Genomic DNA, 24,425 nt, shown 5'->3' with positions numbered 1-24,425 from the left:
GTCAGTCCTGGGTCGCCTGGCGCGCGAGGTTTTCGACGGCGGAAGCGGTCGCCGTGACGACGCCGACCGTCTCCGGGGACAGGCCGTGGCGTCGCGCGATCCAGGCGACGTCGTTGTAGGTCACCCGGGTCCGGCCGTGCTCATCCTCCCAGACGAGGAACTTCAGCGGCAGGTCGATGCCGGCGACCTGGTTCTCCCGCATGAGCTGGGTGCCACCGCGCGGGTTGCCGAAGATGAGCAGGAAGGTCGGGCGGAGGTCCAGGTCGACCTCGCGGGCGTTGCGCGCGTGGTCGACCCGGGCGAACACGACGAGCCCGGCGGTGGCGATGGCCCGCTCGAGCCGGTCGACGGTCGTGTCCACCGGCCACTTGCTCGCGACGGTCACCAAGCCCTGCTGATCCACGCGGTCTCCTCGGCTGAGCGGGCCGGACGCTCACTCCGTACCAGCGTACTGCGCGCGGACACCGGAGCGGGACAGGTGAACCACCGTTGTGGACATTGCCCCCGATCCTCGCCATGATCTCCGCCATGGTGACGAAAACCCCCAGAAATGTGACTATTCAGGCGATTGCTGTCACAGTGATGGCCGCGGCTCTGACCGTTTCCTGCGCCGCGAAATCGTCGACTGTCGCCGGGCAGCCCATTCCCGCGACCACCACTTCGGCATCGGTCAGCAGCGCGAACACAGCCGCTGCCGATGCGAAGTCCGGTGCGCCGACCGCGGAACAGGCGCTCGCCCAGTGGATCGGCGCGGTCGTCTCCGGCGACTTCGACCAGGCGTGCTCCGTCATGGCCGATGCCGAACAAACCCCGCCGAAGGTCTTCTCCCCCGAAACGTGCGCCGGCCAAGACGAAACGATGAAGTCGGTGCGCAAGGTACTCGACGGGTTGCGCACCGCCTTCACCCCGGACAACGCGGCGAACCCGCCCAAGGTCGAGGTCGCGGGCCCGGCCGCCACCGGCGACTCGGCGAAGATCGCCGCCGACAAGATATCGGTCGAAGGGAAGACCCTCGACGACATCGTCCTGTCCCATTCCACCGGCGTGCAACCGGGCCAGACGAACATGACCTTCAGCCTGCAGAAACTCGAGGAAGCTTGGTACGTCACGAACTTCGACCTGAAGATCTGATCCAGGCCTTGGCTGCCTGGTTACCGGGGTGACGGCCGGAAGGTCTTCCGAATACCTCGGCGCGTCAGGTGTCCGCTGCCAGCCGCTCCCGCAACTGGGCCCGCGAAGTGATGCCGAGTTTCGGGAAGACCCGGTACAAGTGCGACCCGACTGTGCGCGCGGAGAGGAACAGGCGCTCGCCGATCTCCTTGTTGCTCAACCCTTTCGCCGCCAGCTCGACGATCACCTGCTGCTGCGGCGTCAGTTCCAGCAGCGCCGTCGGCCCGGCGGGCTCCGCCCGGACGCCGGCCGCGCGCAGCTCGGCGACCGTGCGTTCGGCCCACGGCCGGGACCCGAGCCGGCGGAACGTCTCCAGTGCCGATCGCAGCGGCAGCCGGGCGTCGGCACGTCGGCCGCGTCTGCGCAGCCACTCGCCGTAGTCCAGCTGGGTCGCGGCCTGCTCGAACGGCCACGGCCCGGAGTCCTCGAGCGCCGTCCGGAACAGGTCCTCGGCCTCGTCCGGCGCGGCCAGCGCGCGGGCACGTGCCACCAGGTTGCGTTGCCGTCGCGTCGCCGGGACGACCCGGTCGACGAGGTGCGCCACCGAATGGCCGGTGCGCGCCGCGGCGGCCGCGAGATCGGCGATGGCCAGCGGCGTCACGTGGTAGTGCACCGGCCGGCCGTCCGCGTCGAACAGCATGCGGAGCTGGTCGTACGCCGTCTCGAAGTCACCCTCGGCGGTGGCGGCCAGGCCCAGCGCCCACCGGCCGCGCGCGATCACCGACGCGCTCGCGTCCGGGGTGACGGCGGCCAGCGCGGCGGTGGCGAGTTCCCGGGCCTGGACGATGTCGCCCTGCAGCGCGAGGACCGTGGCGTCGAGGGTCTGGGCCGCCGCGGCGGTGTGCGGCAGGTCGCCGTCGGCCGCGCTCCGGGCCGAAGCGGCCGCGACCAGCCGGGCCGGCGCCCACCGCCCGGACTCCAGGTACGCCCAGCCCGCCGCGCAGCGCAGGACGTCCGGCAGCTCGGCGAGGTCCGCGGCCCGCTCGAAGCCGGCCACAGCAAGCGAAGTCTCGTCCAGCAGCCAGGCCATCGTGGCGTGGGCGATCAGCTGGTCCGGCCGGGACGGCGGGTCGGGGAGCCCGGCGGCCGACGCCGGGTCCGTCAGCGTCCGCGCCCACAGCGAACGGGCGACGACGCCCTCGCGACGGCCCGTGTAGTAGGCGACGACGGCGGCGCTGTCCATCGCTTCCCCGGCCAGCGGCTCGGGGAGGTTCGCGGCCGCGTCGAGCAGGTGCCGCAGCGCGGCGTCACGGCGCTGGGTGAGAGCCAAGGCCTGGCCTCGCCGGAGGGCGGTCTCGCCGCTCAGCGAAGGGTCTTCGACGCGGCCGAGCAGCTCCAGGCCCCGTCCCGGGTAGCCACCGAGGATCGCCAGCTCGGCCGCGCGCAGCAGCCGCCGATCACCACCGGCGCGGTCCAGCAGCCGGGCCGCCGTGCCGTACGCCCCGCGCCGGACGGCCTGCCCGGCCTGCTCGTCCAGCTCCGCCGCCGTCAGCTCGGGCACCGCGACGGCCACGTCCGCCGGCGGGCCGACTTCGAGGCGCGGCAGGCCGAAGTGCGCCTGGTGGCTCGCACCGAGCAGGGCGACGGGTTCGCCGTCCAGGCGGCGCGCCACGAACGTGAGCACCCGCAGCGAATCCGGGTCGAGCCACTGCAGGTCGTCGACGACCAGCAGCACCGGCCCGAGCTCGGAAAGCAGGGTCAGCACGGCGATGCCCAGCAGCAGCCGGTCGGGGCCACCGTCGCCGGTGAGCACGCCCAGGGCGGCCCGCTGCCGCGCGGGGAGGACGTCGGCGCGGTCCAGCACGGGCCGCAGCAGCTGGTGCAGGCCGGCGAACGGGATGTCGGTCTCGAGGCGGTGCCCGGACGCCCGCAGGACCAGGCCGCCGGCCTCGGCCGCGGCGTCGTCCAGGCGGGCGGTCTTGCCGGTTCCCGGGCCGCCGATCAGGATCAGGGCCTGCCCTCCGGTGACGAGGCTCACCCGGCGAACCTACCCGATGCAGTCAGGTGACGGATTCGGCGAGCGCCGCGCCGGGCCACGATCGAGGCATGCCCGAAATCACCCGAGTGCCGGAGAAGGAGTGGCCGACCCGGCCGCCCACCGCGATGTTCGCCGACCTGCCACAGTCCTTCTGGGACGCCCGCCCGCACCTGTGGGACCCGGCCGGCGGCCGGCTCGTCAGCCGCACCCACACCTGGGTCGTCCGCGTGAACGGCTTGGTCGTGCTGGTCGACACGGGCATCGGCGACGGCAAGGACCGGCCGGGGATGCCCGCTTTCCACCGGCTCGACACCGGCTTCCCGGCCCGGCTGGCCGAAGCGGGCGTCGAAGCCGGTGACGTCGACGTCGTGGTCAACACCCACCTGCACGCCGACCACGTGGGCTGGAACACCACCCTGGCCGACGGCGAATGGGTTCCGACGTTCCCGCGCGCGACCTACCTGTTCCCCGCGGCCGACTACGAGCACTTCCGCGGCGATCCGGTGCTCGCCGACAGCGTCCAGCCGGTGATCGACGCGGGGCAGGCGGTGCTCTGGCGCGACGGCCACCGCATCGCCGACGACCTGGTGCTCGAACCGGCTCCCGGGCACACCCCGGGCTCCAGCGTGCTCAAGCTGCGCGAGGACGCCGTGTTCGTCGGCGATTTGCTGCACAACCCGGCCCAGGCACTGGAACCGGACAGCAACAGCATGTTCTGCCTCGACGCGACCGAGGCTCGCTCGGCGCGCCGGCGCGTCCTCGGCTGGGCCGCCGACCACGGCGCACTGGTGCTGCCCGCGCACTTCGAGGGCGGTCCCGTCGTCCGGGAAGGAGCGGGCTTTGCGTTCGCCTGAGCTGCTGGGCCGCCGCGAGAACGGCGTGTGGATCTACCAGGGCATCCCGTACGCGACGCTCGAGGACCGCTTCGGCCCGCCGCAGCCGCCGCCGCCGGGTTTCCGGGACGCCACCACGCCGGGGCCGACCGCGCCACAGGAGACGCGGTCGTTCCCCGGCACGGACCTCGCGGCGATCCTCGGCCCCGGCTGGGAGCCGGGGCCCGGCTACCTGACCGTGAACGTGTGGACCCCGGACTCCCCCGCGCGGGACCTCCCGGTCATGGTGTTCGTGCACGGCGGCGGCTTCCTCAGCGGATCCGGCCACGCCCCGATGTACGACGGCACGACCTTCGCCCGCGACGGCGTCGTGCTCGTGACGCTCAACTACCGCCTGGGCGCCGTCGGCTGGCTCGACCTGCCCGACGCGCCCCGCAACCGCGGGCTCCTCGACGTCCTGGCGGCGCTGCGCTGGGTCCGGGCGCACATCGCGGGGTTCGGCGGCGATCCGGGCAACGTCACGCTGTTCGGCCAGTCCGCGGGCGCGATGCTGATCGCCGCGCTGCTGGCCACGCCCGAAGCGGACGGCCTGGTGCACCGCGCGATCTCCCAAAGCGGCGGAGCGCACGTGTTCAGCCCGGCCCAGGCCGAGCGGGTGACCGCGGCGCTGGCGGCGAAACTGGACGTGGCCCCGACGGCACGCGCGTTCGCCGGGATCGGTGACGCCGACCTGGTCCGGGCCGGGGCCGAGCTGCGCGTCGACACGCGGTACGACCGCTCACTCGGGGTCAGCCCGTTCAAGCCGGTGGTGGACGGCGCTCTGGAACTCGCGCCGGTCGATTTTGTCATCGGCACCAACGAGAACGAGGCCGACCTGTACGTCTTCGAGCCGGTCACCGACGCCGACGTCCTCGCGGCCGCGACCCGGCGGCACCCGGAACCGGAGCGGCTGGCCGCGAGCTACCGGGCCCGCTTCGCGCGCCCGGCCGACCAGTGGTCGGCCCTGGTGACCGAGCAGTTCGAGACCGGCTCCACGCAGCTGGCCGGGGCGCACCGGGGGCGGGTGTGGACTTACCGGTTCGGCCGCGACGGCGGGGCACCGCACTGCGCCGAGCTGCCGTTCGTGTTCGGGCCCGGTCCCCTCCATGACGCGTGGGTCGCGTTCGCCACGACCGGCGATCCCGGATGGGCACCACACCCGGCGGCCAAGCGGTTCTCGATCGCCGCGCACGAGCCGGGCCGGCCGGCGACCCGGTACTGACCTTGGGCCACGGCCACCTCACAACCCGCCCCGCCCGCTCAGGAGCGGCGAATCCGCCGGTTGCCCCTAGTCGCGTCAGCCGTGCGACGCGACCGCTTTCGGTTTGCCGGCGAGGAAGTTCTCCAGGATCTCGGTGAATCGTGCCGGCTGTTCCTCGGCGACGTAATGTCCGCAATCGTCGATGACCACCTCGGTGACGTCGTCGGCCGCCAGTCGCATCGTGTCGGCTACCAGAGCGCCGCAGTACTGTGCGCCGCCGATGGCCAGCACCGGCGTTGTCAGCCGGGTCTTCTTGCGCTGCTCGTTCTGTGCGATCGTCTCGTCCAACGCCCGGTAGTACCCGAAACTCGCCCGCAGGCCGCGCGGATCCGCGACGATCGCGTCGACGTAGACGTCGACGGCGTAGGCGGGGATCGTGGCCGGGGTGGCGCCCTTCGTGGCGAACTGGTGGCCGAAGAAGAGCGGCTCCCGTCCCCGGACCAGTTCCTCGTTGAGGTCGGTGAGCCGGTTGAAGCCGAAGTGCCAGAGCCGCTGGTTGGCCGCGGCCGTGCCGAAGACCGGCGGGGCCGGCGAGAGGCCGGGGATGATCGCGTCGACGACGGTGAGCCGGCCCACCCGCTCGGGGTGATCGGCGGCGAGGGCGTATCCGGTCCACATGCCGACGTCGTGGCCGACCACGTCGAACCGGTCGTGCCCGAGCGCGGCCATCAGCGCGACCAGATCGGCGGCCAGCGTGCCGGTGTCGTAACCGTCGTCGGGCTTGCCGGAGAGCCCGGCCCCGCGCGAGTCGACGGCGACGACGGTGTGCTCGCGGGCGAGCGCGGGCATCACTTCCCGCCAGGCGTACCAGGTCTGGGGCCAGCCGCCGACCAGCAGCAGCGGCGGGCCGTCCCCGCCGGTGACCGCGTGCAGCCGCAACCCGTCCAGCTCCACGAGCCGGCTGGTGAAGACGTCGGTGAACCCCTCGGGCAGCCGCAGCGAGTTCAAGTGTGTCGTGCCGGCGGCCGGGCTCATCTTGGAACGATCGGTGCAACTTGTCATGCCGGTGACCATACGCATCTTGAACCGATCAGTGCAAGATGTGTAGGCTGACGAACATGGCGGGTCGCAAGCAGTTCGACGTGGACGAGGCGTTGCGACGCGCGATGCACGTCTTCTGGCGCTGGGGTTATTCGGAGGCCTCGATCGACCGCCTGACCGAGGGCACGGGCCTGGGCCGGAGTTCGCTCTACAGCACCTTCGGCGACAAGAGCACCCTCTTCCGGAAGGGCCTCGAGCGGTACGCGCAGACCTACCACCCGCTGTACGGCCGGGCACTGGCCGGCCCCCACCCGAGCCCGAGCGCCGTCGTGGCCGCCTACCTGCAGGTCACCCTGAACCGCATCGCCGACCCGGCGGTCCCGGACGGCTGCCTGATCACGATGTCGGCAGCGCAGTTCCCGGCCCTCGACGCGGAGAGCCAGGCGATGGTCCGCGCCATGATCGACGGTTTGCGGGCGATGCTGGAGCAGGCGATGCGGGCGGCGGGGGCCGACGAGCAGGAGGCGGCGGAGCTGGCGTTGTGCGCGCTCGCGACGAACAAATCCCTGGCCGTGTTGAGTCGCGCCGGCTTCTCGAGCGAAGACCTGGCGACGGTTGCCGCGGGCGCCGCTCGTCTCCCCGGGAGAGCAGGGGCCGGTCCCGGCCGTTCCGGATCAGGGGAGGATGTCAGGCGGTAGCCGGGATGACGACGACCTTGCCGTGCACCGCGCCCTCGGCGGCCCGTGCGTGCAGCGCCGGCAGCTCGGACAGCGGCACCCGCTCGGCGACCTCGACACGCAGCTCGCCGCGGTCGACCAGCGCCACCAGCTTCGCCAGCTGCCCGGCGTCGCTGCGGACGAACAGGTCGATGCCACGCACGCCGCGTTCCTCGTCGGCGGGAGCGGGCATCCACACCGTCGTGTTCACCACGACCCCGCCCGGCTTGACCAGCGTGACGAGCGCGGCCAGCTCGGCCGGGTCGACCGGTGCGAGGTTGAGCACGACGTCGACCGGCTCGGTCACCGCCGCGGTCACCCCGGTGGTGGTGTGGTCGACGACTTCGTCGGCGCCGGCCGCCTTGACCGCGTCGCCGCTGCGCGGGCTCGCCGTGGCGATGACGTGGGCTCCGGCGCCCTTGGCCAGCTGCACGGCGTAACCCCCGACCGCGCCACCGGCGCCGTTGATCAGCACGCGCTGCCCGGACTTCAGCTCGCCGTGGTCGAACAGCGCCTGCCACGCGGTCAGTCCCACCAGCGGCAGCGCGGCCGCGTCGGCGAGCGGGACGCCCTTCGGTGCGGGCGTGAGGACCCCGGCCGGCGCGAGGACGTACTCCGCGGCGGCGCCGTCGCCGTCCATCGGCAGGAACCCGACGACCTCGTCGCCGGCCCGGACGCCGGTTACGCCCTCGCCCAGCGCGTCGACCGTGCCGGCGACGTCGATGCCGGGCGTGTGGGGCAGCTCAACCGGGATGGGGCCCTGCATGAAGCCGCCGCGGATGTTGCCGTCGACGGAGTTGAACGACGTCGCGGCGACCCGGATCCGGACCTGCCCGGCGCCGGGAGCCGGCTGCTCCGCGTCTTCGTAGCGCAGGACGTCGGGGGCGCCGTACTCGTGGAAACGCACTGCCTTCATCGGAGTTCTCACCTTTGCTGGGTCCGGTGTGCCTTGATCCACACGGACCTCAGGATCGTGGCAACGGGACCGGTCAGCCTGGGCCGGTTTGGCCCACCTTGACCACGGCCGGCCCGCCCGAGGTGCGGACGACCTCGTCGAGCCGGGCCGCGTCCGCCGAACCCGGTGCCGCGGTGAGGACCACCGCCATCAGGCCGTCGCCGGGCACCTCGAGCAGGGCGCCGTCGAGCGTGATGCCGCCGCCGTCCGGGTGCCGGAACACCGCCCGGTTCTCGTAGGCGGACACGGTCTTCGGCGTGCGCCACAGGGTGTCGAACGGACGGCTGGTGCTCCGCAGCTCGTCGACCAGCTCGGCGAGCGCCGCGTCGGCCGGGTAGCGCAGGTACGTGTCACGCAGCCGGGCGGCGAGCACGGCCCGGAAACCGGCCTCGTGCTCCTCGGCGCGAGCGATCTCCCCGCGCGCGTTGCAGAATGTGCGCCACGCGACGTTCCAGTCCCGGGCGGACCCGGCCGCCGCCCCGCCGCCGAGCGCCATCCACGCACCGTTGACGGCGACGACGTTCCACGCCGCGTCGGTCAGGAACGCGGGGGTGCCGGCGAACCGCTCCAAGAGCCGCACCGCCGCCGCCCCGGCTTCGCGCGGCACCTGGCCGTCGACCGCGGCGTACCCGGCGAGTGCGCAGAGCCGCTCGTAGTCCGCCCGGCCGACGCGCAGCGCGCGGGCGATGGCGGTCACCACGCCGGCCGACGGGTGACGCCGCCCCTGCTCCAACCGCCGGATGTAGTCCGCGGACACCCCGGCCAGCTCGGCCAGCTCCTCCCGGCGCAGCCCGCGGACCCGCCGCCCGTTGGTCCGCAGTCCGCCGACCGGCAGCCCGGCGGCCGCGGGCTCGGTGTGCTCGCGCATCCAGCGGACCGCGGCGCCCAGATCGGACAAGGACATGACCCGAGTCTGCACCAGCGGGTGACCCGCCTGCTCCGGCACGCGGTCGAGCAGCAGCTGCGCGAGGCCAGCGACCTCAGCTACGTGCAGTTCCGGCTGCCGGCCCGCCTCGGCGACGGGCAGCCACCGCATGACCGACGGCGTCGTCCAGGTTTCACAAGAACTGAGTGCGAGAGGGCTGCGCGTCGGTCAGCTCGGTCGTTCGCCCGCGGTGCGCAGTGCGTACCGGCGCTCGGCGTAGGCGAGGTCGTCACGCCACAGCCGTTTCGCCGTGTGGCGCATGAGCGGGCGGATCGCCGGGGCCAGTTTCGTGGCCACGGTGAAACCGGGGCGCTCGGACGCGGCGATCGTCGCCTCGATCACCGCCGTTCGCGGACGGCCGTCGAGCCCGGGGCCGAGCGGTGTTGCGTGGGTCTCGACGACACTCCCGGCGCCTTCGCCCGCCACGATGCGCATCACGACCGTCCGCGGCTCGGGGCAGGTGAACTCCGCGAGCACCGGGACTCCCCAGTGTCCGGCGAGGCGGAAGGTGACTTCGACCAGGAACCGGTCCTCGTCGTCGGGGACGTCGGTGCCCTGGGGCGCCTCGAGCACGCGCAGACGGGTGAACGAGTAGGGGTGGAACCACGCGCCGTGCCAGGGATCGAGCCGGTTGGCCACGACGTCCTCGGGCTCGCAGATCCCGGTCACGGTGGCGACGGCGTCGATGCCGGCGGCGCCGGCCGGGCGGACGGGGACCACCGGCCGGTCGGACGGCTGTTCGCGCCCGGCCGAGTCGAGCCGGGCCCACACGAGCACGCCGTCGTCGTGCGCCGGGACGGGGGCCCAGGCGCCGCGGCTATCGCCGTCGAGCCGGAGACCGTGCCACCGGCAGACCAGCCCACCCCGGTCGACGCGGGCCTCGGCCAGCGGCGCGCCCAGGTGCGGGCAGGCGCCGGGCCCGATGCGGACGCTGCCGTCCTCCTTGCGCCACGCGACGAGTTCGCGCCCGGCGATCGTCACGCCGAAGGGCCGGTCGGTCCGCACCGATCGGCTCGCCCCCACGACGAACCAGTTGCCGGACGGCCGCGCGGACGCGCGCTTGCCCGCCGCCTCGATCACCGCGGGCGGGCAGTCGCGGTAGGTCGGTTCCTGTCGCGCCCAAGGTGGTTCACGGAAGGGTTGGACTGGCCACCGGCTCGGCCACCGCCGGATGATTCGCTGGGTGACGCTCACCAGGCCATCGTGACCGACGCGCATCGATCCCGCAAACGCCGGCGATTCGCGCGCTTCGCCACGAGTCGCGGGTTTATCCGCTCCCTGTCAGGGTAAAGCCAGCGAGAACCCCTGTGGACGGTGGCAGTGCCGACATCGATCACGCAGCTGCTGCGCCCGGCGGAAGAAGGAACCCGGATGACCGTGATCCCCCACACCGCCACCGCGCCCGCGGTTTGGCTGGACGCACTGCGCCACCGCTGCGCGGCCGACGTCCACCGCTTCGTCACCGAAAGGGCCGGGGAACACTTCACCGGCTGGGCCGCCGAGACGCCGGCCGCCACCGCGTTGCCGGAGTTCGTGGCGGGCGGCAAGTTCCTCCGGCCCCTGTTCGCCTACGCCGGCTGGCGCTGCGGAGAAAGCGAGAACGACGCCGCACTGCGCGCCGTGGCGAGCCTCGAACTGCTGCACTGCTTCGCGTTGGCTCAAGACGACGTCATGGACGGCTCGGCGCGGCGACGCGGCCGGCCCGCGCTGCACGTGTCCTTCGCCCGGTGGCACGAATCCGCCGGTCTCGGCGGTTCCGCCGCGCGGTTCGGCGAATCGGCGGCAATCCTGGCCGGTGACCTGTTCCTCGTCTGGTCCGAACAGATGCTGCGGGAGAGCGGCTTGGGGACCGACGTGCTGGCCCGCGGCTGGCCGGTGCACGACCACCTGCGGTCGGAGCTGGCCGTGGGCCAGCTCGGCGACCTGATCAACGACGCCCGCACCCTGCCGTCGTGGTCCGACGTGCTCGACGTGATCCGCCGCAAGTCCGGCAACTACACCGTCCGCCGCCCGCTCGAGTTCGGCGCCGCCCTGGCCGGCTGCGACACCGACGTCATCGACGTTCTCGGCACCTACGGCGAGCTGATCGGCGAGGCCTTCCAGTTCCGCGACGACCTGCTGGGCGTCTTCGGCGACCCGGCCGTCACCGGCAAGCCCGCGGGCGACGACCTGCGCGAGCGCAAGGCGTCCAGCGTCGTCGTGCTCGCCGCGGAACTGGCCGGCGACCGGCAGCGCCGGGAACTGGACGACCTGCTCGCCGCCGACGCCGTCGACCCGGCCGCCGTCGCACGCTGGCAGCACCTGATCACCGCCACCGGCGCGCGTGACCAGCTGGAGAAGCTCATCGACGACCGGGTCCACCGCGCGCTCGAAGCGATCGACCTCGCCGGCCTGCCGGACCGGCCGGCCGCCGCGCTGACCGCGCTGGCGGTCCGCTGCACCGAGCGGGTCCGATGAGGACGGTGACCGGCCGCACCGACCGGATCGTGGTCGTCGGCGCCGGGCTGGCCGGGTTGTCCGCGGCCCTGCACCTCGCCGGGCGGGGACGCTCGGTCGTCGTGGTCGAACGCGATCCCGGCCCGGGCGGGCGCGCCGGGCGCGTGGTCCGCGACGGCTACCACCTCGACACGGGGCCGACGGTGCTGACCATGCCGTCGATCCTCGCCGACACCTTCGCGGCGGTGGGCGCCGACCTGACCGCGCACGTGCGGCTGACCCGGCTCGACCCGGCCTACACCGCGCGGTTCGCCGACGGCTCGGTCCTGCCCGTGCACTCCGACGCGGACCGGATGACCGAGGCCGTCCGGGCTTTCGCCGGGCCGGCCGAGGCGGCGGGGTACCTCAGGTTGCGGAGCTGGCTGACCCGGTTGTACCGCACGGAGTTCGACCGGTTCGTCGCCGGCAACACCGACTCGCCACTCGGCCTGCTCTCCCCCGACCTCGCGCGGCTGGTGGCCATGGGCGGGTTCCGGCGGCTGGACTCCCGGATCGGCTCCTTCCTGCGCGACGAACGTCTCAAGCGGGTCTTCACCTTCCAGGCGCTCTACGCGGGAGAGTCGCCGATGCGGGCGCTCGCGCTGTACGCGGTCATCTCCTACATGGACACCGTGGGTGGCGTGTACTTCCCCGAGGGCGGCATGGCCGCCGTGCCCCGGGCGATGGCGAACGCCGCCGCCGACGCCGGGGTGGAGTTCCGGTTCGGCGTGTCCGTGACGTCGCTGGAGCGCCGGGGGTCCCGGATCACCGGCGTCCGCACCGCCGACGGGGACCGGATCGGCTGCGACGCGCTCGTCCTGACCACCGAACCCCACCGGAGCTACGAGCTGCTCGGCCGCGTGCCGCGCCGGCCGGTTCCGCTGCGTGCCGCGCCGTCGGCCGTGGTGCTGCACGCCGGTGGCCCCGGCGACTGGCCGGTCGGGCACCACACGATCTCCTTCGGTGCGGGCTGGACGTCGACGTTCCGCGAGCTGATCACGGACGGGCGCACGATGAGCGACCCGTCTCTGCTGATCACCCGCCCGAGCGCCACCGACCCCGCGCTCGCCCCGGCCGGGCGGCAGCTGTTCTCGATCCTGGCGCCGGTACCGAACCTCCGGCGGCTGCCGCGGGACTGGGACAGCGACGCCGGCCCGTACGCCGAGGAGATCCTCGACCACGTCCGCGCCCGCCTGCTGCCCGGTTTCGCACCCGAGATGTCGTACACCCTGAGCCCGGCCGACTGGCGGCGTCGCGACATGGTGGCCGGCACGCCGTTCAGCTACGCGCACTCGTTCGTCCAAACCGGACCGTTCCGCCCGCGGAACCTGCCCCCGGGAACGGAAAACGTCGTGCTCGCCGGCGGCGGGACCGTGCCGGGGGTCGGTGTTCCCACGGTGCTGATCTCCGGCAGGCTGGCCGCCGACCGGATCACCGGGACCCCGCGGGCCACCACCGGCACCGTCGATCTCGCCTCGGAGGCGGCCCGATGACCCGCCGCGAACTCGACGCCGCCGGCATCACCGAGCCGGACCTCCGCCGCGCCTACGGGCGCTGCCGCGAGATCAACGCCCGGCACGGCCGGACCTACTTCCTCGCCACCCGCATGCTCTCCCCCGCCCAGCGACCGGCCGTCCACGCGCTCTACGGGTTCGCCCGCCGCGTCGACGACCTGGTCGACGAACCGCAGCCCGGCGCCACCCCGGACGGTCTCACGGCCACGCTGCACGACGTCGAACGGAAGTTCCTCGCCGACCTCGCCGCCGGGCACAGCGAGGACACGCTGCACACCGCCGTGATCGACACCGCGACCCGCTACGACATCGCGGACTCGTACTTCCGCGCCTTCTTCGCCTCCATGCGGATGGACCTCACCGTCACCGGCTACCCGACCCGGGCCGCCCTCGACGAGTACGTGCACGGTTCGGCCGAGGTCATCGGCCTGCAGATGCTGCCCGTCCTCGGCACCGTCGTCGCCGCGGCGGAAGCGGCGCCGCACGCCGCCGCGCTCGGCAAGGCGTTCCAGCTGACGAACTTCCTGCGCGACGTCGCCGAGGACCTCGACCGGGGCCGGGTCTACCTGCCGGCGGACGAACTCGCCGCGGCCGGCGTCGACCGCGACCGCCTCGCCTGGTGCGCCACCACCCGGCGGATCGATCCCCCGGTCCGGCGGGCGCTCGCCGACCAGGTCGCGCGAACCCGCCGGATCTACGCCGATGCGCGGCCCGGCATCGGCATGCTGCACCCGGCGTCCAGGCCCTGCGTGTGGACGGCGTTCACGCTCTACGGCGGCATCCTCGACCGCATCGAGGCCGCCGGGTACAACGTCTTCGCCGGCCGCGCCCGGGTGCCGCGGCACCAGCGCCTGTTCGCCGCCTGCGACGCGCTCGTGCGAGCCCGGTGGGCGCGGCACCGGCACCCGGTGGCGGTGGGCTGAGGTGGGCAAGGTGGAGTACCTGCTCGTCCTCGGCGCCTGCGTCGTCGCGACGCTGCCGCTGGAACTGGCCGGGGTCCGGGTCTACCGCAGGCCGCGGCGGCTGGCGCGGGCGGTGCTGCCGGTCGCCGCGGTGTTCCTGGTCTGGGACGCGATCGCGATCGCCACGGGTGTGTGGGACTTCGACCCGGCCTTCGTCACCGGTCTCCGGGCCCCGCTGGGCATCCCGCTGGAAGAGGTGCTGTTCTTCGTCGTCGTGCCGGTCTGCGGGCTGCTGACCTACGAAGCGGTGCAGCTGACCGGAAGCCTGCTCGGCCGGCTCCTGCGCAACCGGCACCGGGTGTCCCGCTGATGCCGTGGGGCTACACGGTTCCCGCGGTCGCCGCCGTGCTCGCCGTGGTCGTGCTGGAGCTGCTGGTGCTGCGCACCGGGCTGCTCCGGCGGCCCGCCTACTGGGTCACGATGGCCATCGTGACCGCCTTCCAGATCCCGGTCGACGGCTGGCTCACCAAGCTGTCCGCACCGATCGTCCGGTACGCCCCCGGTGAAATCACCGGCTGGCGGTTCCCCTGGGACATCCCCGTCGAAGACTTCCTCTTCGGCTACGCCATGGTCACCGCGGTCCTGCTGCTGTGGGAACGCGGGAAGTCCCGAAAGGACACTGCATGAACCCGCTGCCGGGCAACGGTCTTCCCCGCGCCGAGGTACCCGCCGCGTTCGACGCCGGGGCCGCCGCCTACGACCGGCTCGTCGGCGCCAACCCGGGCTACCACCGCCACCTGCGCATCTCCGCGCGGCGGCTCGGGCTGCCCGGCCGCGGCGCCGGGGCGCGCGTGCTCGACGCGGGCTGCGGCACCGGCGCGTCGACCGCGGCGCTGCTCGCCGCCGCGCCGCACGCGCGCGTCACCGCCATCGACGCCTCCGCCGCGATGCTCGCCCAGGCGCGCGCGAAGACGTGGCCGGAAACGGTCGAGTTCCACCACACCCCCGTCGAGGAGCTGGCGGGGGTCCACGGCCCGTTCGACGCGGTCTTCGCGGCGTACCTCCTGCGCAACCTCGCCGATCCCGACGCGCAGCTGAAGACCCTGCACGGCCTCCTGCGCCCGGGCGGCCGCATCGCGGTGCACGAATACTCGGTGCGGGACTCCCGGCGCGCCCGCTGGGTCTGGAACGCGGTGTGCGGCGCGATCGTGATCCCCGCGGGCCGGCTCGCGACCGGCGACGCCACGCTGTACCGGCACCTGCGCCGCAGCGTGCTGGCCTTCGACGGCGTGGGTGAGCTCTGCGCCCGCCTCGCCGACGCCGGGTTCACCGACGTCCGCACCGGCACGATGACGGGCTGGCAGCGCGGGATCGTCCACACCGTGCTGGGGACCCGCGCGTGATACCGGGCCGCGACCGCCGGCTGGAGACGTACCCGGCCCACGGCGGGCTCCCCGACGCCGGCCTCCTCGGCCGACGCCCCCGGGCCGCGGTCGTCGGCGGTGGCATCGCCGGGCTCACCGCGGCGACCGGGCTCGCCGAGCGCGGCGTCGAGGTCACCGTGTTCGAACGCGAGCGGCACCTCGGCGGCCGGGCCGGCGGCTGGGACGAGCGCCTGCCGGACGGCACCGCGGTGACCATGAGCCGCGGGTTCCACGCCTTCTTCCGCCAGTACTACAACCTGCGCGCGTTGCTCGCCCGCACCGACCCCGGCCTCGATCGGCTCACCGAGGTGCCGGACTACCCGCTCGTCGACCCGCACGGCCGCACCGACACCTTCGCCGGCCTGCCGCTGACACCCCCGTTCAACGCGCTCGCGTTCGCTCTGCGCAGCCCCACCTTCACCGCGCGAGACCTGGTGCGCCTCAACGGACCGCGCGCGCTCCCCCTCGCCACGGTCAGCGTGCCGCGGATCTACGAGCAGCTCGACCACGTCGACGCCGCGACGTTCCTCACGGCCATCAACTTCCCCGCCGCCGCCCGGCACCTGGCCTTCGAAGTGTTCTCCCGCAGCTTCTTCGCCGACCCCGGCGAGCTTTCGGCCGCCGAGCTCGCGACGATGTTCCACCTCTACTTCCTCGGCTCCGCCGAAGGTCTCCTGTTCGACGTCCCTGCCGAGCCGTTCCCCCAGGCCCTGTGGGATCCCCTGGCCGGCTACCTCACCGGCCTGCGCGCCGACATCCGCACCGGCGTCGCGGTGAGCGGCATCCGGCGGGAGGCCGCCGGGTTCCGCGTCGGCGACGAGGCCTACGACGCCGTGGTGCTGGCCTGCGACGTGCCGGGGCTTCAGCACGTCCTCGCCGGCTCCCCGGACCTGGGCACCCCGGGGTGGCGCGCCACCGTCGAAGACCTGCGCACGGCACCACCGTTCCTCGTGCGGCGGCTCTGGCTCGATCGGCCGGTCCGGGCCGACCGCCCGGCTTTCCTCGGCACGGGCGGCCTTCCGCCGCTGGACAACATCAGCGTTCTCGAGCGGTACGAAGGCGAAGCGCGCCGCTGGGCCCGGCGCCACCGCGGTTCCGTCGTCGAACTGCACGCCTACGCGTCCGGTACCGACACCGGCCGCGTCACGCGGGAGATGGACGAGCGCCTGCACCGGATCTACCCCGAGACCGCCGACGCCGGCCTGATCGGCGAAGTCACCCTCGTCCGGCAGGACTGCCCGCTGTTCCCCGTCGGCGGCTTCGCGCGCCGGCCCACCGTCGGAACACCCGAGCCCGGCCTGGTCCTCGCGGGCGACGCGATCCGCGTCGACCTGCCCGTGGCGCTGATGGAACGGGCGGCCACCACCGGCTGGTGCGCCGCGAACACCTTGCTGCGGGGCTGGGGCCTGCTGGGGCACCCGCTGCGGTCGGTCCCGAACCGCGGGCGGATCCCCTTGCTCGAACGGCTGGTTTCCGGCCACGGCTTCCGGGGAAATCCCGATGATGGCCGACAACTCCGTACCCGATGAAGCCACCCTCGACGCCGTGGGCAAGGTGACCGAGGCCCTCGAGACGATCGAACGCGCACGGGGGCACCTCTACGCGTTCCACCAGCAGACGGGCTGGGCCGACCTCCTCTTCGGCGACGCGGTGGAGCGGCTCGAGAAGGCCGGTCACACGGCGTGGGCGGAGCGGATCCGCGAGGAGCTGATCGGGCTGAACGTGCTCCCCGATCGGTGGACGTTCCAGGTCGTCGAGGACTACGACGACGGCTACTACCGGACGTGCCGCGACCTGGAGCGTTCACTGCTGGCCGAGTTCACCGGAGGACGCCGTCACCTGCAGGAACAGCAGATGAAGGACGCCCGACGCACCCGTGGCCGTCCCGGTCACGAAGCCGGTCCGCCGAGCACTCCCCCGCCGGAGGTGTGAGCGAGTCGACGGTGGCCCGGCCCTGACGGCAGCGGACGGGGAGCCCACGATGCCCTCAGCTCGAACACGGCCGGGCCACCATCCGCGTTCTGGTACCCGCGGAGCCGGCCTGCAAACGTGGTCCGGACCGTTCTGCCGGTTCGGCGGCGGGATGCCAAAGTGGAGGGTGTGACCGTGTCTCGCACGAAACCAGCTCCGGACGGGACACCTGCCGTACCCGGCCTGGCGCAGGCCGGATTCGTCGCGTCACTGCGCCATCGTGTCCGCGCCGCGTGTGCGGAAGCCGGGATCCCCGTCGAAGTCCGGGCCCGGCTGGTCCTGACGGTCACCCTCCTCGCCGAACCCGTCCTCGGCACCGGCGGAACGGTCGGCCTCGAAACCGTGGTGGCCGATGGCGTGCTCACCATCGGCGTCCGGCTGCCGGAGCCGCTGCCGCAGCGGCGTCTCGACGACCTGCCCCAGCCGGCCGCCGTGACGGACGGCGAACGCGTCACCTGGCGCCTGATCGCCGGTGATCGCCCGGTCCCGGCGCCGGCCGACGACGAACTGGCGACCCGGCAGGAGATGCTCGCGCTGACCACCCGCGCGGACACGCTCGCCCGGGAAGAGCGCGCGCTCAGGCACGAGCTGGCCGAAACCAACAGCGGCGTGCTCGCCATGTACGTCGAGCTGGAACAACGCGACGAACAGCTCCGCCACGCCCACGCCCGGATCTTCCAAGAACTGGAAGACGCCCTCCGGCCCCCACCACCGGCCGTCCCTGGCCTGGAACTGGGCGTCTGCTACTCCCCGACCGAACCGGACTCCCCCACCGGCGGCGACCTCTACGACTGGTTCGTCCTCCCCGACGGCCACCTGCACGTGACCCTGGTCGACGCCGTCGGCCACGGCGTCACCTCGACCAGGGACGCCCTCACCGTCACCCACGCCATCCGCACCCTCGCCCTGGAAGGCCACCCCTTCCGGGACCTGATCGCCCACGCCTCCCACACCCTCGCCCCGATCGCCCCCACCCTCATGGCGACCGTGCTGCTGGCCCGGATCGACCCCGCCACCGGCGACACCCAGCTCGCCAACGGCGGCCACCCCGAACCCGTCCTCCTCGACACCGCAGGCGACACCCGGTTCCTCAACCCCCCGGTCGTCGGCCGCGGCGTCGGCTTCCCCGACCCCGGCAGCCCGCGCCTCGTCGACCTGAACCTGGCGCCGGGGGCCACGCTGCTGCTCTACACCGACGGGCTCGTCGAATCCCGCAAGGACATCGACGAAGGCCAAGCCCGGCTGCTGGAGATCGCCCGCACGCACGCCGGCCGACCGGCGACGGTCCTGCCACGCGAGGTCGTCGCCCGGATGCACGACGTCGTCATCTACGCGGACGACACCGTGCTCCTGGCCATCCACCGACCCGCGGCCGACCTCCAGCGCTGACCGCTACCCGGGGTGCGGGACGAGCAGGGCCAGCATCTCCGGCAGGTCGAAGAAGCGGGCGATGTCGAGCGCGGACCGCGGGCCGAGTGCGGGATCGGCGCCCGCGGCCAGCAGGCGGGTGACGCTGCGCTCGGAGCGGCGGAACACCGCCGCTCCGAGCGCGGTCTGGCCCCGGTCGTTGACCCGTGCTGTGTCGGCACCCGCGTCGAGCAGCGCCCGCACCGTGTCCGGGTGGTCGTGGTACGCGGCCAGCACGAGCAGGGAGTCGCCGGCCTCGTTGGTGAGGTTCACCGGTATCCCGGCCTCGATCGCCGCCGCCAGCCGTCCGGTGTCGCCGGTGCGGGCGAGGTCGAACAGCGAGCGGAGGTAGCCGAGTTCCTCATCGGTGAGTGCTTCGGTCACGACCGGCCTTTCTCAGGAGATCGACGCGGGGAACCGCTCCCACACGCGGTGGGCCCCGAGCAGTTTCGTCGTCTTCGCCAGCACCGTCGCCGGGTCGTCGTCCAGGACGATCCCCGCTCCGGTGGCGCAGCCGGCGGCCTCGAGTGCGGCCTGCCCGCTGCCCCAGGCCCCGATCGCCTTCGCGTGGCGGAAGCACTCCTGGACGATCAGGACGACGCGGGGATCGACGGCGTCGTCCCCGGCGGGCAGCGCGTCCGCACCGGGCGGCGGGCTCCCCGCGAGCAGCAGGGCGTCGAATTCGACCGAACGCGCGGTGAGGAGGGTGCGCTGGGCGACCAGGCCGCTGTCGGCGTCGAGCGGTCCGCCGGTGGGCGCGATCAGCAACGGCACCATGCCTTCGGCGAGGATGGTCTCGCGGACCGTGCGCACCCCGTCGAGGTCGGTGGGGTCGACCACGATCCCGATGATGCGCCCGTCGGTCGGCCACGTCCCGCCGATCTGGGACAGCGCGGGGCTCGGCGTGACCTTCTTGGGCCGTCCGCCGGTGGTCGGGGCGGGAAGACCGAGGCCCAGCGCCACCTTCTGGCACAGTTCGCGGTCCACATTGGCCAGTACGAGCAGTTCGCGCTCCTTGATCGCCTGCTCGTAGCACTTGCCGAGCTCGAAGGTGAACGCCAGCACGACGTGCTGCTTCTCGATCGGCGTCAGGCTCAGCCAGAACAGCCTCGCCTGCGTGTAGTGGTCGGCGAACGACACCGGCGACTGCCGGACCTTCGCCGCCTTCGGCAGCGGCTGGGCGACCTCGATGAACGGCTTGGCCTCGGCGCCGGCCTCGAACGGGTTACCGCCGTCGAGGGAGTTCGGCTTGTACGGGGCGACCCCACCGTGGATCGCCTGCTGGTGGAAGCCGTCGCGCGTCATGTCGTTGACCGGCACGTGCGGGCGGTTGACGGGGATCTGGTTGAAGTTCGGCCCCGCCAGCCTGGTCAGCTGGGTGTCCAGGTAGGAGAACAGCCGCGCGTGCAGCAGCGGGTCGTCGGTGACGTCGATGCCGGGCACCAGGTTCCCGACGTGGAACGCGGCCTGCTCGGTCTCGGCGAAGTAGTTCGTCGTGTTGCGGTTGAGCGTCAGCATCCCCACCGGCTGCACCGGGGCGAGCTCCTCCGGGACCAGCTTCGTCGGGTCCAGCAGATCGATGCCCTCGAACGTCTGCCTCGGGGTGTCCGGGAAGATCTGCACGCCCAGCTCCCACTGGGGGAACGCGCCGGACTCGATGGCGTCGGCGAGGTCGCGGCGGTGGAAGTCCGGGTCGACGCCGTTGAGCAGCTGCGCCTCCTCCCAGACCAGGGAGTGCACGCCCAGCTTCGGCTTCCAGTGGAACTTCGCGAGCGCGGACTCCCCGTCGGCGTTGACGAGCCGGAAGGTGTGGACCCCGAAGCCCTCCATTGTCCGGTAGGACCGCGGGATCGCGCGGTCGGACATCTGCCACAGCACGTGGTGGGTGGCCTCGGTGTGGGTCGAGACGAAGTCCCAGAACGAGTCGTGCGCGCTCTGCGCCTGCGGGATCTCCCGGTCCGGGTGCGGTTTGGCCGCGTGGATGATGTCGGGGAATTTGATCCCGTCCTGGATGAAGAAGACCGGGATGTTGTTGCCGACCAGGTCGAAGTTGCCTTCCTGGGTGTAGAACTTCGTCGCGAACCCGCGGGTGTCGCGCACGGCGTCGGCCGACCCGCGCGAGCCGACGACCGTGGAGAACCGCACGAACACCGGTGTCTCGACGCCGTCGCCCAGGAAACCGGCCTGGCAGACGTGCGAGGCCGTGCCGTAGCCGACGAACACCCCGTGCGCGCCGTAACCACGCGCGTGCACGACCCGCTCCGGGATGCGCTCGTGGTCGAAGTGCATGACCTTCTCGCGCAGGTGGTGATCCTGCAGCAGCGTCGGGCCGCGCTCGCCCGCCTTCAGGGAGTGGTCGGTGTCGGCCAGCCGGGCGCCGGCCGTCGTGGTGAGGTACTCGCCCTGCTGCGCCATCGACGTTTTCGGGGCGCCGGTCGGCGCGCCCGTCGGGGTCACGGTCTCCGGCGCGTCCTGGTCCGGCTTGGGCGGCAGCGGCTCACGCGGGTCGATCGGTTCTTCGAGGGACGGCGTTCCGCTGCCGGGTGTACCGGGAATCGGGGGGTTCGTCAGCTCGGTGACCTTCTCGACCGCCTTCTCGAGTGCGGTCTTGACGAGCTTGCCGGGGGTCTTGCGGGCCACTTGCGTCCTCCTCGTGGTGGAAAGCTGAGGGATCAGGTACCCGCGAATCCGCCGGATAACCGGCGATGACCCGATCAAGTGCCGAATGACCTGCCCCGAGCCGGCCGAGTCCAAAAGGGACCGTCCGATGTCCCCGTGCCGCGGTTATCTCGTCGCAGGTGGGGTAACCACCCGGCCTGGCGTGATCAAGTGCCGACTACCCGTCCCCACCGCGGCGAACCCTCTCGCCGATGACCGAGTAACGACCGCCGCAGTGGGTAACCAGGCGAACTCCAGTGAGCGCAGGGAGTCCGACGCATGCCCGAACCCGAAGACCGCCTTCCCGACGAGGCCCCGCACGACGGGGGTTCCTTCGCCGACGCGGAAGCCGCAGCGGCCGAGCTCAGCACCACGGCTCAGCCGCTGGGAGCGACCGGGGAACCGCTCAACCGCCGGTCCCCGTTCCTGATCGGCATGGCCGGCGCCGCCGGTGTCGCCGTGATCTACGCGCTCGTGCAGATCATCGCCGGGCTCCAGGACGTCCTCGTCCTCATCGGGCTCGCCCTGTTCCTCGCCATCGGCCTCGAACCCGCCGTCGCCTGGCTGACCCGGCACCGCTTCCCCCGCTGGCTCGCCGTCACCACCGTCTTCGTCGTCGGCCTGCTCGCCATCGGCGGGTTCCTCACCGCCGCGATCCCCGTCCTGGTCGAGCAAGCCACCCAGTTCGTCACGAAGGCGCCCGGTTACCTCCACGACGCCCAGAACCACAACACCGCCTTGGGTCAGCTCAACGAACGCTTCCACCTGCAGCAGCAGCTGGAGAGCCTGGTCAGCGGCCCGGGCATCGGCAGCGGGCTGCTCGGCGCCGGCCAAGCCGTGTTCAGCGCCCTGACCAACGTGCTGCTGCTGGTCGTGCTCACCGTCTACTTCCTCGTCGACCTCCCCCGCATCCGCGCCGGCGGCTACCGGCTGATCCCGCACTCCCGGCGGCCGCGGGCCATCCTGATCGGCGACGAGATCTTCACCAAGGTCGGCGGCTACGTCCTCGGCAACCTGGCCATCTCGGTCATCGCCGGGGTGCTGACGCTGGTCTGGCTGCTGATCTTCGGCGTCCCCTACGCCGCCCTGCTGGCGATCGCCGTCGCGATCCTCGACCTCATCCCGGTCGTCGGGTCGGTCGTCGGCGGCGTGCTCGTCAGCCTGGTCGCGCTCACCGTGTCCTTGCCCGTCTGCCTGGGCACGATCGGCTTCTTCATCGGCTACCGGCTCGTCGAGGACTACGTCCTGGTGCCGCGGATCATCGGCGGCGCCGTCAAGGTGCCCGCGCTCATCACGGTCGTCGCCGTTATCCTCGGTGGGGCGCTGCTCGGCGTCGTCGGCGCCCTCGTCGCGATCCCGGTCGCGGCCGCGCTCCTGCTCCTCGTCCGGGAAGTCCTCTACCCGCGGCTCGACCGCACCTGACCGGAAGGACCTCCCGCGTGCGCACGTTCACCTGCCCACACTGCGCGAACCTGCTGTTCTTCGAGAACTCGGCCTGCGTGGTGTGCGGCACCGATGTCGGCTACGACCGCGCGACCGCGTCGATGCTCCGCACGACCGGACGCGATCGCTGCGCCAACACCGAACTCGCCGGCTGCAACTGGTTCGCCGAGGGCGGTCCCCTGTGCGGCTGCTGCGAGCTGACCCGGACCCGCCCCGCCGACGAAGACGTCGACGCCCTCGACGCCTTCCGCGCCGCCGAAGCCGCCAAGCGACGGCTGGTCTACCAGCTGGACGACCTCGGCCTGCCCGTGACACCGCGAAGCGCCGATCCCCAGCACGGCCTGGCGTTCGACCTGCTCTCCAGCACCGATCAACCGGTCACCACTGGGCACGCCGGCGGCGTGATCACCATCGACCTCGCCGAAGGCGACGACGGCTTCCGCGAAGGCCTGCGCGCGCGGCTGGCCGAGCCCTACCGCACCCTCCTCGGCCACTTCCGGCACGAAATCGGCCACTGGTACTGGGACCTGCTCATCGCCGACGCGCCCGCCGCGTTCCGGAACCTGTTCGGCGACGAGCGGGCCGACTACCAGCAGGCCCTGGAGAAGCACTACGGAAGTGCTCCCGGGACCGGCTGGGCGGAGGACCACGTCAGCCACTACGCGGCCGCACACCCCTGGGAGGACTGGGCCGAAACCTTCGCCCACCTGCTGCACATCCGCGACACCGTGCAGACCGCCGCGGCACTCGGCGTCCTCGTCGCCGGCACGCCGATCGCGCCCCATCCCGGCAGCCGGGTCGACGCCGTCCCCGAAGACCGGACCGACGACGTCGACGAGCTGATCGCGACCTGGATCCCGCTGTCGCGCGCGCTCAACCAGCTCAACCGCAGCATGGGCAAGGACGACCTCTACCCGTTCGCGCTCTCGCCGGCGGTGCAGGCGAAGCTCCGGTTCGCCGGCGCGATCGTCACCGCGAACCGGACACCCACGCGCGGTCAGGACCCGGCGGCCTCCGCGCGCTGAGCCCGCAGTGTGCGGAACGACCTGGTAACCGCGGCGGCGCCGGCCATGGTCACCAGGTGCCGCCCGACCGGTTTACGGGCGCCGTGAGCACGGTGGCTTACCGGGGCGCCGTCAGGGATCGCAGCTGGGTGAACGTCTGGCGAAGGGCGTCGCGGAGGTCCAGATCTTCCGCGGCGTCGACCCAGCGCTGGAACGCGACCCGGTACACCGCCGCGCCGGTTTCGGCGGCCAGGCCGGCCTCGGTGTCGCCGACGCCCCGGCGGCGAAGCCCGTCGGCGAGCGCAGCTGACATGCTGGCGAGCTTGATCAGCTCCCGCTCCTGGAGTTCGGCGTTCGCCATGATCACCGCGTGCCGCTTCCGGACGAGCTCGCGGTCGTAACCGATGACGTCGGCCGTGGTTTCGAGCGCGGCCACGACGAGATCCAGCGGTGACGCCGTTGCGGGCGCCGCCTCCAGTGCGGCCAGCGCTTTTTCCTCCAGCTCGGCCGCGGCGTCGAAGAGGACTTCGCGCTTGTCGGCGAAGTATCGGAAGAAGGTGCGGGCCGTCACGCCGGCCCGTTCGGCGATGTCGGCCACCATGGTCTGCTCGAAGCCGCGTTCGAGGTACAGCGCCAGCGCGGCCTCACGCAGCCGGCCCCTGGCCCCCGGCTCCCATCGTCCCATGGCGCCCAGCGTAGTACCGCCGCGTCCTGATTCACGCATCGATGTCACCTGATGACATCACCGTGCTAGAGTCATGTCATCAGC

At 72.7% G+C, this 24,425-nt stretch carries 24 protein-coding genes; 15 read left to right on the top strand and 9 right to left on the bottom strand.

Translation table 11 applies throughout. The features are described from left to right. Position 1 precedes the first annotated feature (1 nt). Positions 2-403, bottom strand: a complete 402-nt coding sequence (locus OG570_RS32385; protein WP_326952851.1) for a DUF302 domain-containing protein — start codon at positions 401-403, stop codon at positions 2-4. A 125-nt stretch (positions 404-528) separates the two neighbouring features. Here OG570_RS32385 and OG570_RS32380 point away from each other — a divergent pair, with 125 nt between their 5' ends. Then, positions 529-1,131 carry a hypothetical protein gene (locus OG570_RS32380; protein ID WP_326952850.1) on the top strand — a complete coding sequence of 201 codons (603 nt, stop codon included), beginning with the start codon at positions 529-531 and terminating at the stop codon, positions 1,129-1,131. A gap of 64 nt (positions 1,132-1,195) precedes the next feature. Here the strand turns inward: OG570_RS32380 and OG570_RS32375 are convergent, their stop codons facing one another. Further along, entirely contained in the window at positions 1,196-3,148 is a 1,953-nt protein-coding gene (locus OG570_RS32375) for a helix-turn-helix transcriptional regulator (RefSeq protein WP_326952849.1), read from the bottom strand. Between the two features lie 68 nt (positions 3,149-3,216). Between OG570_RS32375 and OG570_RS32370 the strand changes: the two genes are divergently transcribed. Continuing rightward, positions 3,217-4,002 carry an MBL fold metallo-hydrolase gene (locus OG570_RS32370; protein WP_326952848.1) on the top strand — a complete coding sequence of 262 codons (786 nt, stop codon included), beginning with the start codon at positions 3,217-3,219 and terminating at the stop codon, positions 4,000-4,002. Continuing rightward, on the top strand, positions 3,989-5,242 hold the full coding sequence (locus OG570_RS32365) for a carboxylesterase family protein (RefSeq protein WP_326952847.1): 1,254 nt from the start codon (positions 3,989-3,991) through the stop codon (positions 5,240-5,242). The genes OG570_RS32370 and OG570_RS32365 overlap by 14 nt, the downstream gene beginning before the upstream one ends. A gap of 75 nt (positions 5,243-5,317) precedes the next feature. Here the strand turns inward: OG570_RS32365 and OG570_RS32360 are convergent, their stop codons facing one another. After that, positions 5,318-6,256, bottom strand: coding sequence for an alpha/beta fold hydrolase (locus OG570_RS32360; protein WP_326952846.1), 939 nt, complete (start codon positions 6,254-6,256; stop codon positions 5,318-5,320). An 83-nt stretch (positions 6,257-6,339) separates the two neighbouring features. Here OG570_RS32360 and OG570_RS32355 point away from each other — a divergent pair, with 83 nt between their 5' ends. Next, on the top strand, positions 6,340-6,960 hold the full coding sequence (locus tag OG570_RS32355; RefSeq protein ID WP_326952845.1) for a TetR/AcrR family transcriptional regulator: 621 nt from the start codon (positions 6,340-6,342) through the stop codon (positions 6,958-6,960). On the opposite strand, the gene OG570_RS32350 is transcribed toward OG570_RS32355, so the two are convergent. From OG570_RS32350 to OG570_RS32340, 3 genes are all read right to left on the bottom strand, one after another. Continuing rightward, complete coding sequence (locus OG570_RS32350; protein WP_326952844.1) at positions 6,950-7,894, bottom strand: NADP-dependent oxidoreductase; 945 nt, start codon at positions 7,892-7,894, stop codon at positions 6,950-6,952. The genes OG570_RS32355 and OG570_RS32350 overlap by 11 nt on opposite strands. A 73-nt stretch (positions 7,895-7,967) precedes the next feature. Further along, entirely contained in the window at positions 7,968-8,969 is a 1,002-nt protein-coding gene (locus OG570_RS32345) for a helix-turn-helix domain-containing protein (RefSeq protein WP_326952843.1), read from the bottom strand. A gap of 57 nt (positions 8,970-9,026) precedes the next feature. Next, entirely contained in the window at positions 9,027-10,076 is a 1,050-nt protein-coding gene (locus tag OG570_RS32340) for a DUF5914 domain-containing protein (RefSeq protein ID WP_442788205.1), read from the bottom strand. Positions 10,077-10,229: 153 nt separating this feature from the next. Between OG570_RS32340 and OG570_RS32335 the strand changes: the two genes are divergently transcribed. The 9 genes from OG570_RS32335 (at position 10,230) to OG570_RS32295 (ending at position 18,533) form a co-directional block, all read left to right on the top strand. After that, entirely contained in the window at positions 10,230-11,315 is a 1,086-nt protein-coding gene (locus OG570_RS32335; RefSeq protein ID WP_326952841.1) for a polyprenyl synthetase family protein, read from the top strand. Further along, positions 11,312-12,826 (top strand): phytoene desaturase family protein, encoded by a 1,515-nt coding sequence (gene crtI / locus OG570_RS32330; RefSeq protein WP_326952840.1) that lies wholly within the window; start codon positions 11,312-11,314, stop codon positions 12,824-12,826. Before OG570_RS32335 ends, crtI begins: the two co-directional genes overlap by 4 nt. Further along, positions 12,823-13,770: a phytoene/squalene synthase family protein gene (locus OG570_RS32325; RefSeq protein ID WP_326952839.1), complete on the top strand. Its 948-nt coding sequence runs from the start codon at positions 12,823-12,825 to the stop codon at positions 13,768-13,770. Before crtI ends, OG570_RS32325 begins: the two co-directional genes overlap by 4 nt. Before the next feature lies 1 nt (position 13,771). Next, positions 13,772-14,119: a lycopene cyclase domain-containing protein gene (locus OG570_RS32320; protein ID WP_326952837.1), complete on the top strand. Its 348-nt coding sequence runs from the start codon at positions 13,772-13,774 to the stop codon at positions 14,117-14,119. Next, entirely contained in the window at positions 14,119-14,436 is a 318-nt protein-coding gene (locus tag OG570_RS32315) for a lycopene cyclase domain-containing protein (RefSeq protein ID WP_442788204.1), read from the top strand. Before OG570_RS32320 ends, OG570_RS32315 begins: the two co-directional genes overlap by 1 nt. Further along, on the top strand, positions 14,433-15,152 hold the full coding sequence (locus OG570_RS32310; protein WP_326952836.1) for a class I SAM-dependent methyltransferase: 720 nt from the start codon (positions 14,433-14,435) through the stop codon (positions 15,150-15,152). The genes OG570_RS32315 and OG570_RS32310 overlap by 4 nt, the downstream gene beginning before the upstream one ends. Next, positions 15,149-16,702, top strand: coding sequence for an FAD-dependent oxidoreductase (locus tag OG570_RS32305; RefSeq protein WP_326952835.1), 1,554 nt, complete (start codon positions 15,149-15,151; stop codon positions 16,700-16,702). Before OG570_RS32310 ends, OG570_RS32305 begins: the two co-directional genes overlap by 4 nt. After that, the gene (locus OG570_RS32300; RefSeq protein ID WP_442788203.1) at positions 16,674-17,105 is read left to right on the top strand and encodes a hypothetical protein; all 432 of its coding nucleotides are present in this window, start codon (positions 16,674-16,676) and stop codon (positions 17,103-17,105) included. Before OG570_RS32305 ends, OG570_RS32300 begins: the two co-directional genes overlap by 29 nt. A 168-nt stretch (positions 17,106-17,273) precedes the next feature. Then, positions 17,274-18,533 carry a PP2C family protein-serine/threonine phosphatase gene (locus OG570_RS32295; RefSeq protein ID WP_326952834.1) on the top strand — a complete coding sequence of 420 codons (1,260 nt, stop codon included), beginning with the start codon at positions 17,274-17,276 and terminating at the stop codon, positions 18,531-18,533. Positions 18,534-18,536: 3 nt separating this feature from the next. Here OG570_RS32295 and OG570_RS32290 read toward each other — a convergent pair whose 3' ends face one another. Together OG570_RS32290 and OG570_RS32285 are read right to left on the bottom strand one after the other, a co-directional pair. Then, positions 18,537-18,935 (bottom strand): ankyrin repeat domain-containing protein, encoded by a 399-nt coding sequence (locus OG570_RS32290; protein ID WP_326952833.1) that lies wholly within the window; start codon positions 18,933-18,935, stop codon positions 18,537-18,539. Between the two features lie 12 nt (positions 18,936-18,947). Next, entirely contained in the window at positions 18,948-20,966 is a 2,019-nt protein-coding gene (locus tag OG570_RS32285) for a catalase (protein WP_442788339.1), read from the bottom strand. A 522-nt stretch (positions 20,967-21,488) separates the two neighbouring features. Here OG570_RS32285 and OG570_RS32280 point away from each other — a divergent pair. Together OG570_RS32280 and OG570_RS32275 are read left to right on the top strand one after the other, a co-directional pair. Then, positions 21,489-22,631, top strand: coding sequence for an AI-2E family transporter (locus OG570_RS32280; RefSeq protein ID WP_326950190.1), 1,143 nt, complete (start codon positions 21,489-21,491; stop codon positions 22,629-22,631). A gap of 17 nt (positions 22,632-22,648) precedes the next feature. Further along, positions 22,649-23,677: a zinc-binding metallopeptidase family protein gene (locus OG570_RS32275; RefSeq protein ID WP_326952831.1), complete on the top strand. Its 1,029-nt coding sequence runs from the start codon at positions 22,649-22,651 to the stop codon at positions 23,675-23,677. A 97-nt stretch (positions 23,678-23,774) separates the two neighbouring features. Here the strand turns inward: OG570_RS32275 and OG570_RS32270 are convergent, their stop codons facing one another. Continuing rightward, complete coding sequence (locus OG570_RS32270; protein ID WP_326950192.1) at positions 23,775-24,341, bottom strand: TetR family transcriptional regulator; 567 nt, start codon at positions 24,339-24,341, stop codon at positions 23,775-23,777. Positions 24,342-24,425 lie beyond the last annotated feature (84 nt).

Origin of the sequence: Amycolatopsis sp. NBC_01286, assembly GCF_035982555.1 — a bacterium.
In the GTDB taxonomy this organism is placed as follows: Bacteria; Actinomycetota; Actinomycetes; order Mycobacteriales; family Pseudonocardiaceae; genus Amycolatopsis.
The sequence above is the reverse complement of the archived record's forward strand: the minus strand, read 5'-3'. Positions and strand labels throughout refer to the sequence as shown.

What these genes read in the sequence shown, in the direction of transcription:
- OG570_RS32380 (WP_326952850.1), top strand. Translation starts at nt 529, where the DNA reads ATGGTGACGAAAACCCCCAGAAATGTGACTATTCAGGCGATTGCTGTC.
- OG570_RS32370 (WP_326952848.1), top strand. Translation starts at nt 3,217, where the DNA reads ATGCCCGAAATCACCCGAGTGCCGGAGAAGGAGTGGCCGACCCGGCCG.
- OG570_RS32360 (WP_326952846.1), bottom strand. Translation starts at nt 6,256, where the DNA reads ATGAGCCCGGCCGCCGGCACGACACACTTGAACTCGCTGCGGCTGCCC.
- OG570_RS32355 (WP_326952845.1), top strand. Translation starts at nt 6,340, where the DNA reads ATGGCGGGTCGCAAGCAGTTCGACGTGGACGAGGCGTTGCGACGCGCG.
- OG570_RS32350 (WP_326952844.1), bottom strand. Translation starts at nt 7,894, where the DNA reads ATGAAGGCAGTGCGTTTCCACGAGTACGGCGCCCCCGACGTCCTGCGC.
- OG570_RS32345 (WP_326952843.1), bottom strand. Translation starts at nt 8,969, where the DNA reads ATGCGGTGGCTGCCCGTCGCCGAGGCGGGCCGGCAGCCGGAACTGCAC.
- OG570_RS32340 (WP_442788205.1), bottom strand. Translation starts at nt 10,076, where the DNA reads ATGCGCGTCGGTCACGATGGCCTGGTGAGCGTCACCCAGCGAATCATC.
- OG570_RS32335 (WP_326952841.1), top strand. Translation starts at nt 10,230, where the DNA reads ATGACCGTGATCCCCCACACCGCCACCGCGCCCGCGGTTTGGCTGGAC.
- crtI (WP_326952840.1), top strand. Translation starts at nt 11,312, where the DNA reads ATGAGGACGGTGACCGGCCGCACCGACCGGATCGTGGTCGTCGGCGCC.
- OG570_RS32325 (WP_326952839.1), top strand. Translation starts at nt 12,823, where the DNA reads ATGACCCGCCGCGAACTCGACGCCGCCGGCATCACCGAGCCGGACCTC.
- OG570_RS32315 (WP_442788204.1), top strand. Translation starts at nt 14,119, where the DNA reads ATGCCGTGGGGCTACACGGTTCCCGCGGTCGCCGCCGTGCTCGCCGTG.
- OG570_RS32310 (WP_326952836.1), top strand. Translation starts at nt 14,433, where the DNA reads ATGAACCCGCTGCCGGGCAACGGTCTTCCCCGCGCCGAGGTACCCGCC.
- OG570_RS32300 (WP_442788203.1), top strand. Translation starts at nt 16,674, where the DNA reads ATGATGGCCGACAACTCCGTACCCGATGAAGCCACCCTCGACGCCGTG.
- OG570_RS32285 (WP_442788339.1), bottom strand. Translation starts at nt 20,966, where the DNA reads ATGGCGCAGCAGGGCGAGTACCTCACCACGACGGCCGGCGCCCGGCTG.
- OG570_RS32280 (WP_326950190.1), top strand. Translation starts at nt 21,489, where the DNA reads ATGCCCGAACCCGAAGACCGCCTTCCCGACGAGGCCCCGCACGACGGG.
- OG570_RS32270 (WP_326950192.1), bottom strand. Translation starts at nt 24,341, where the DNA reads ATGGGACGATGGGAGCCGGGGGCCAGGGGCCGGCTGCGTGAGGCCGCG.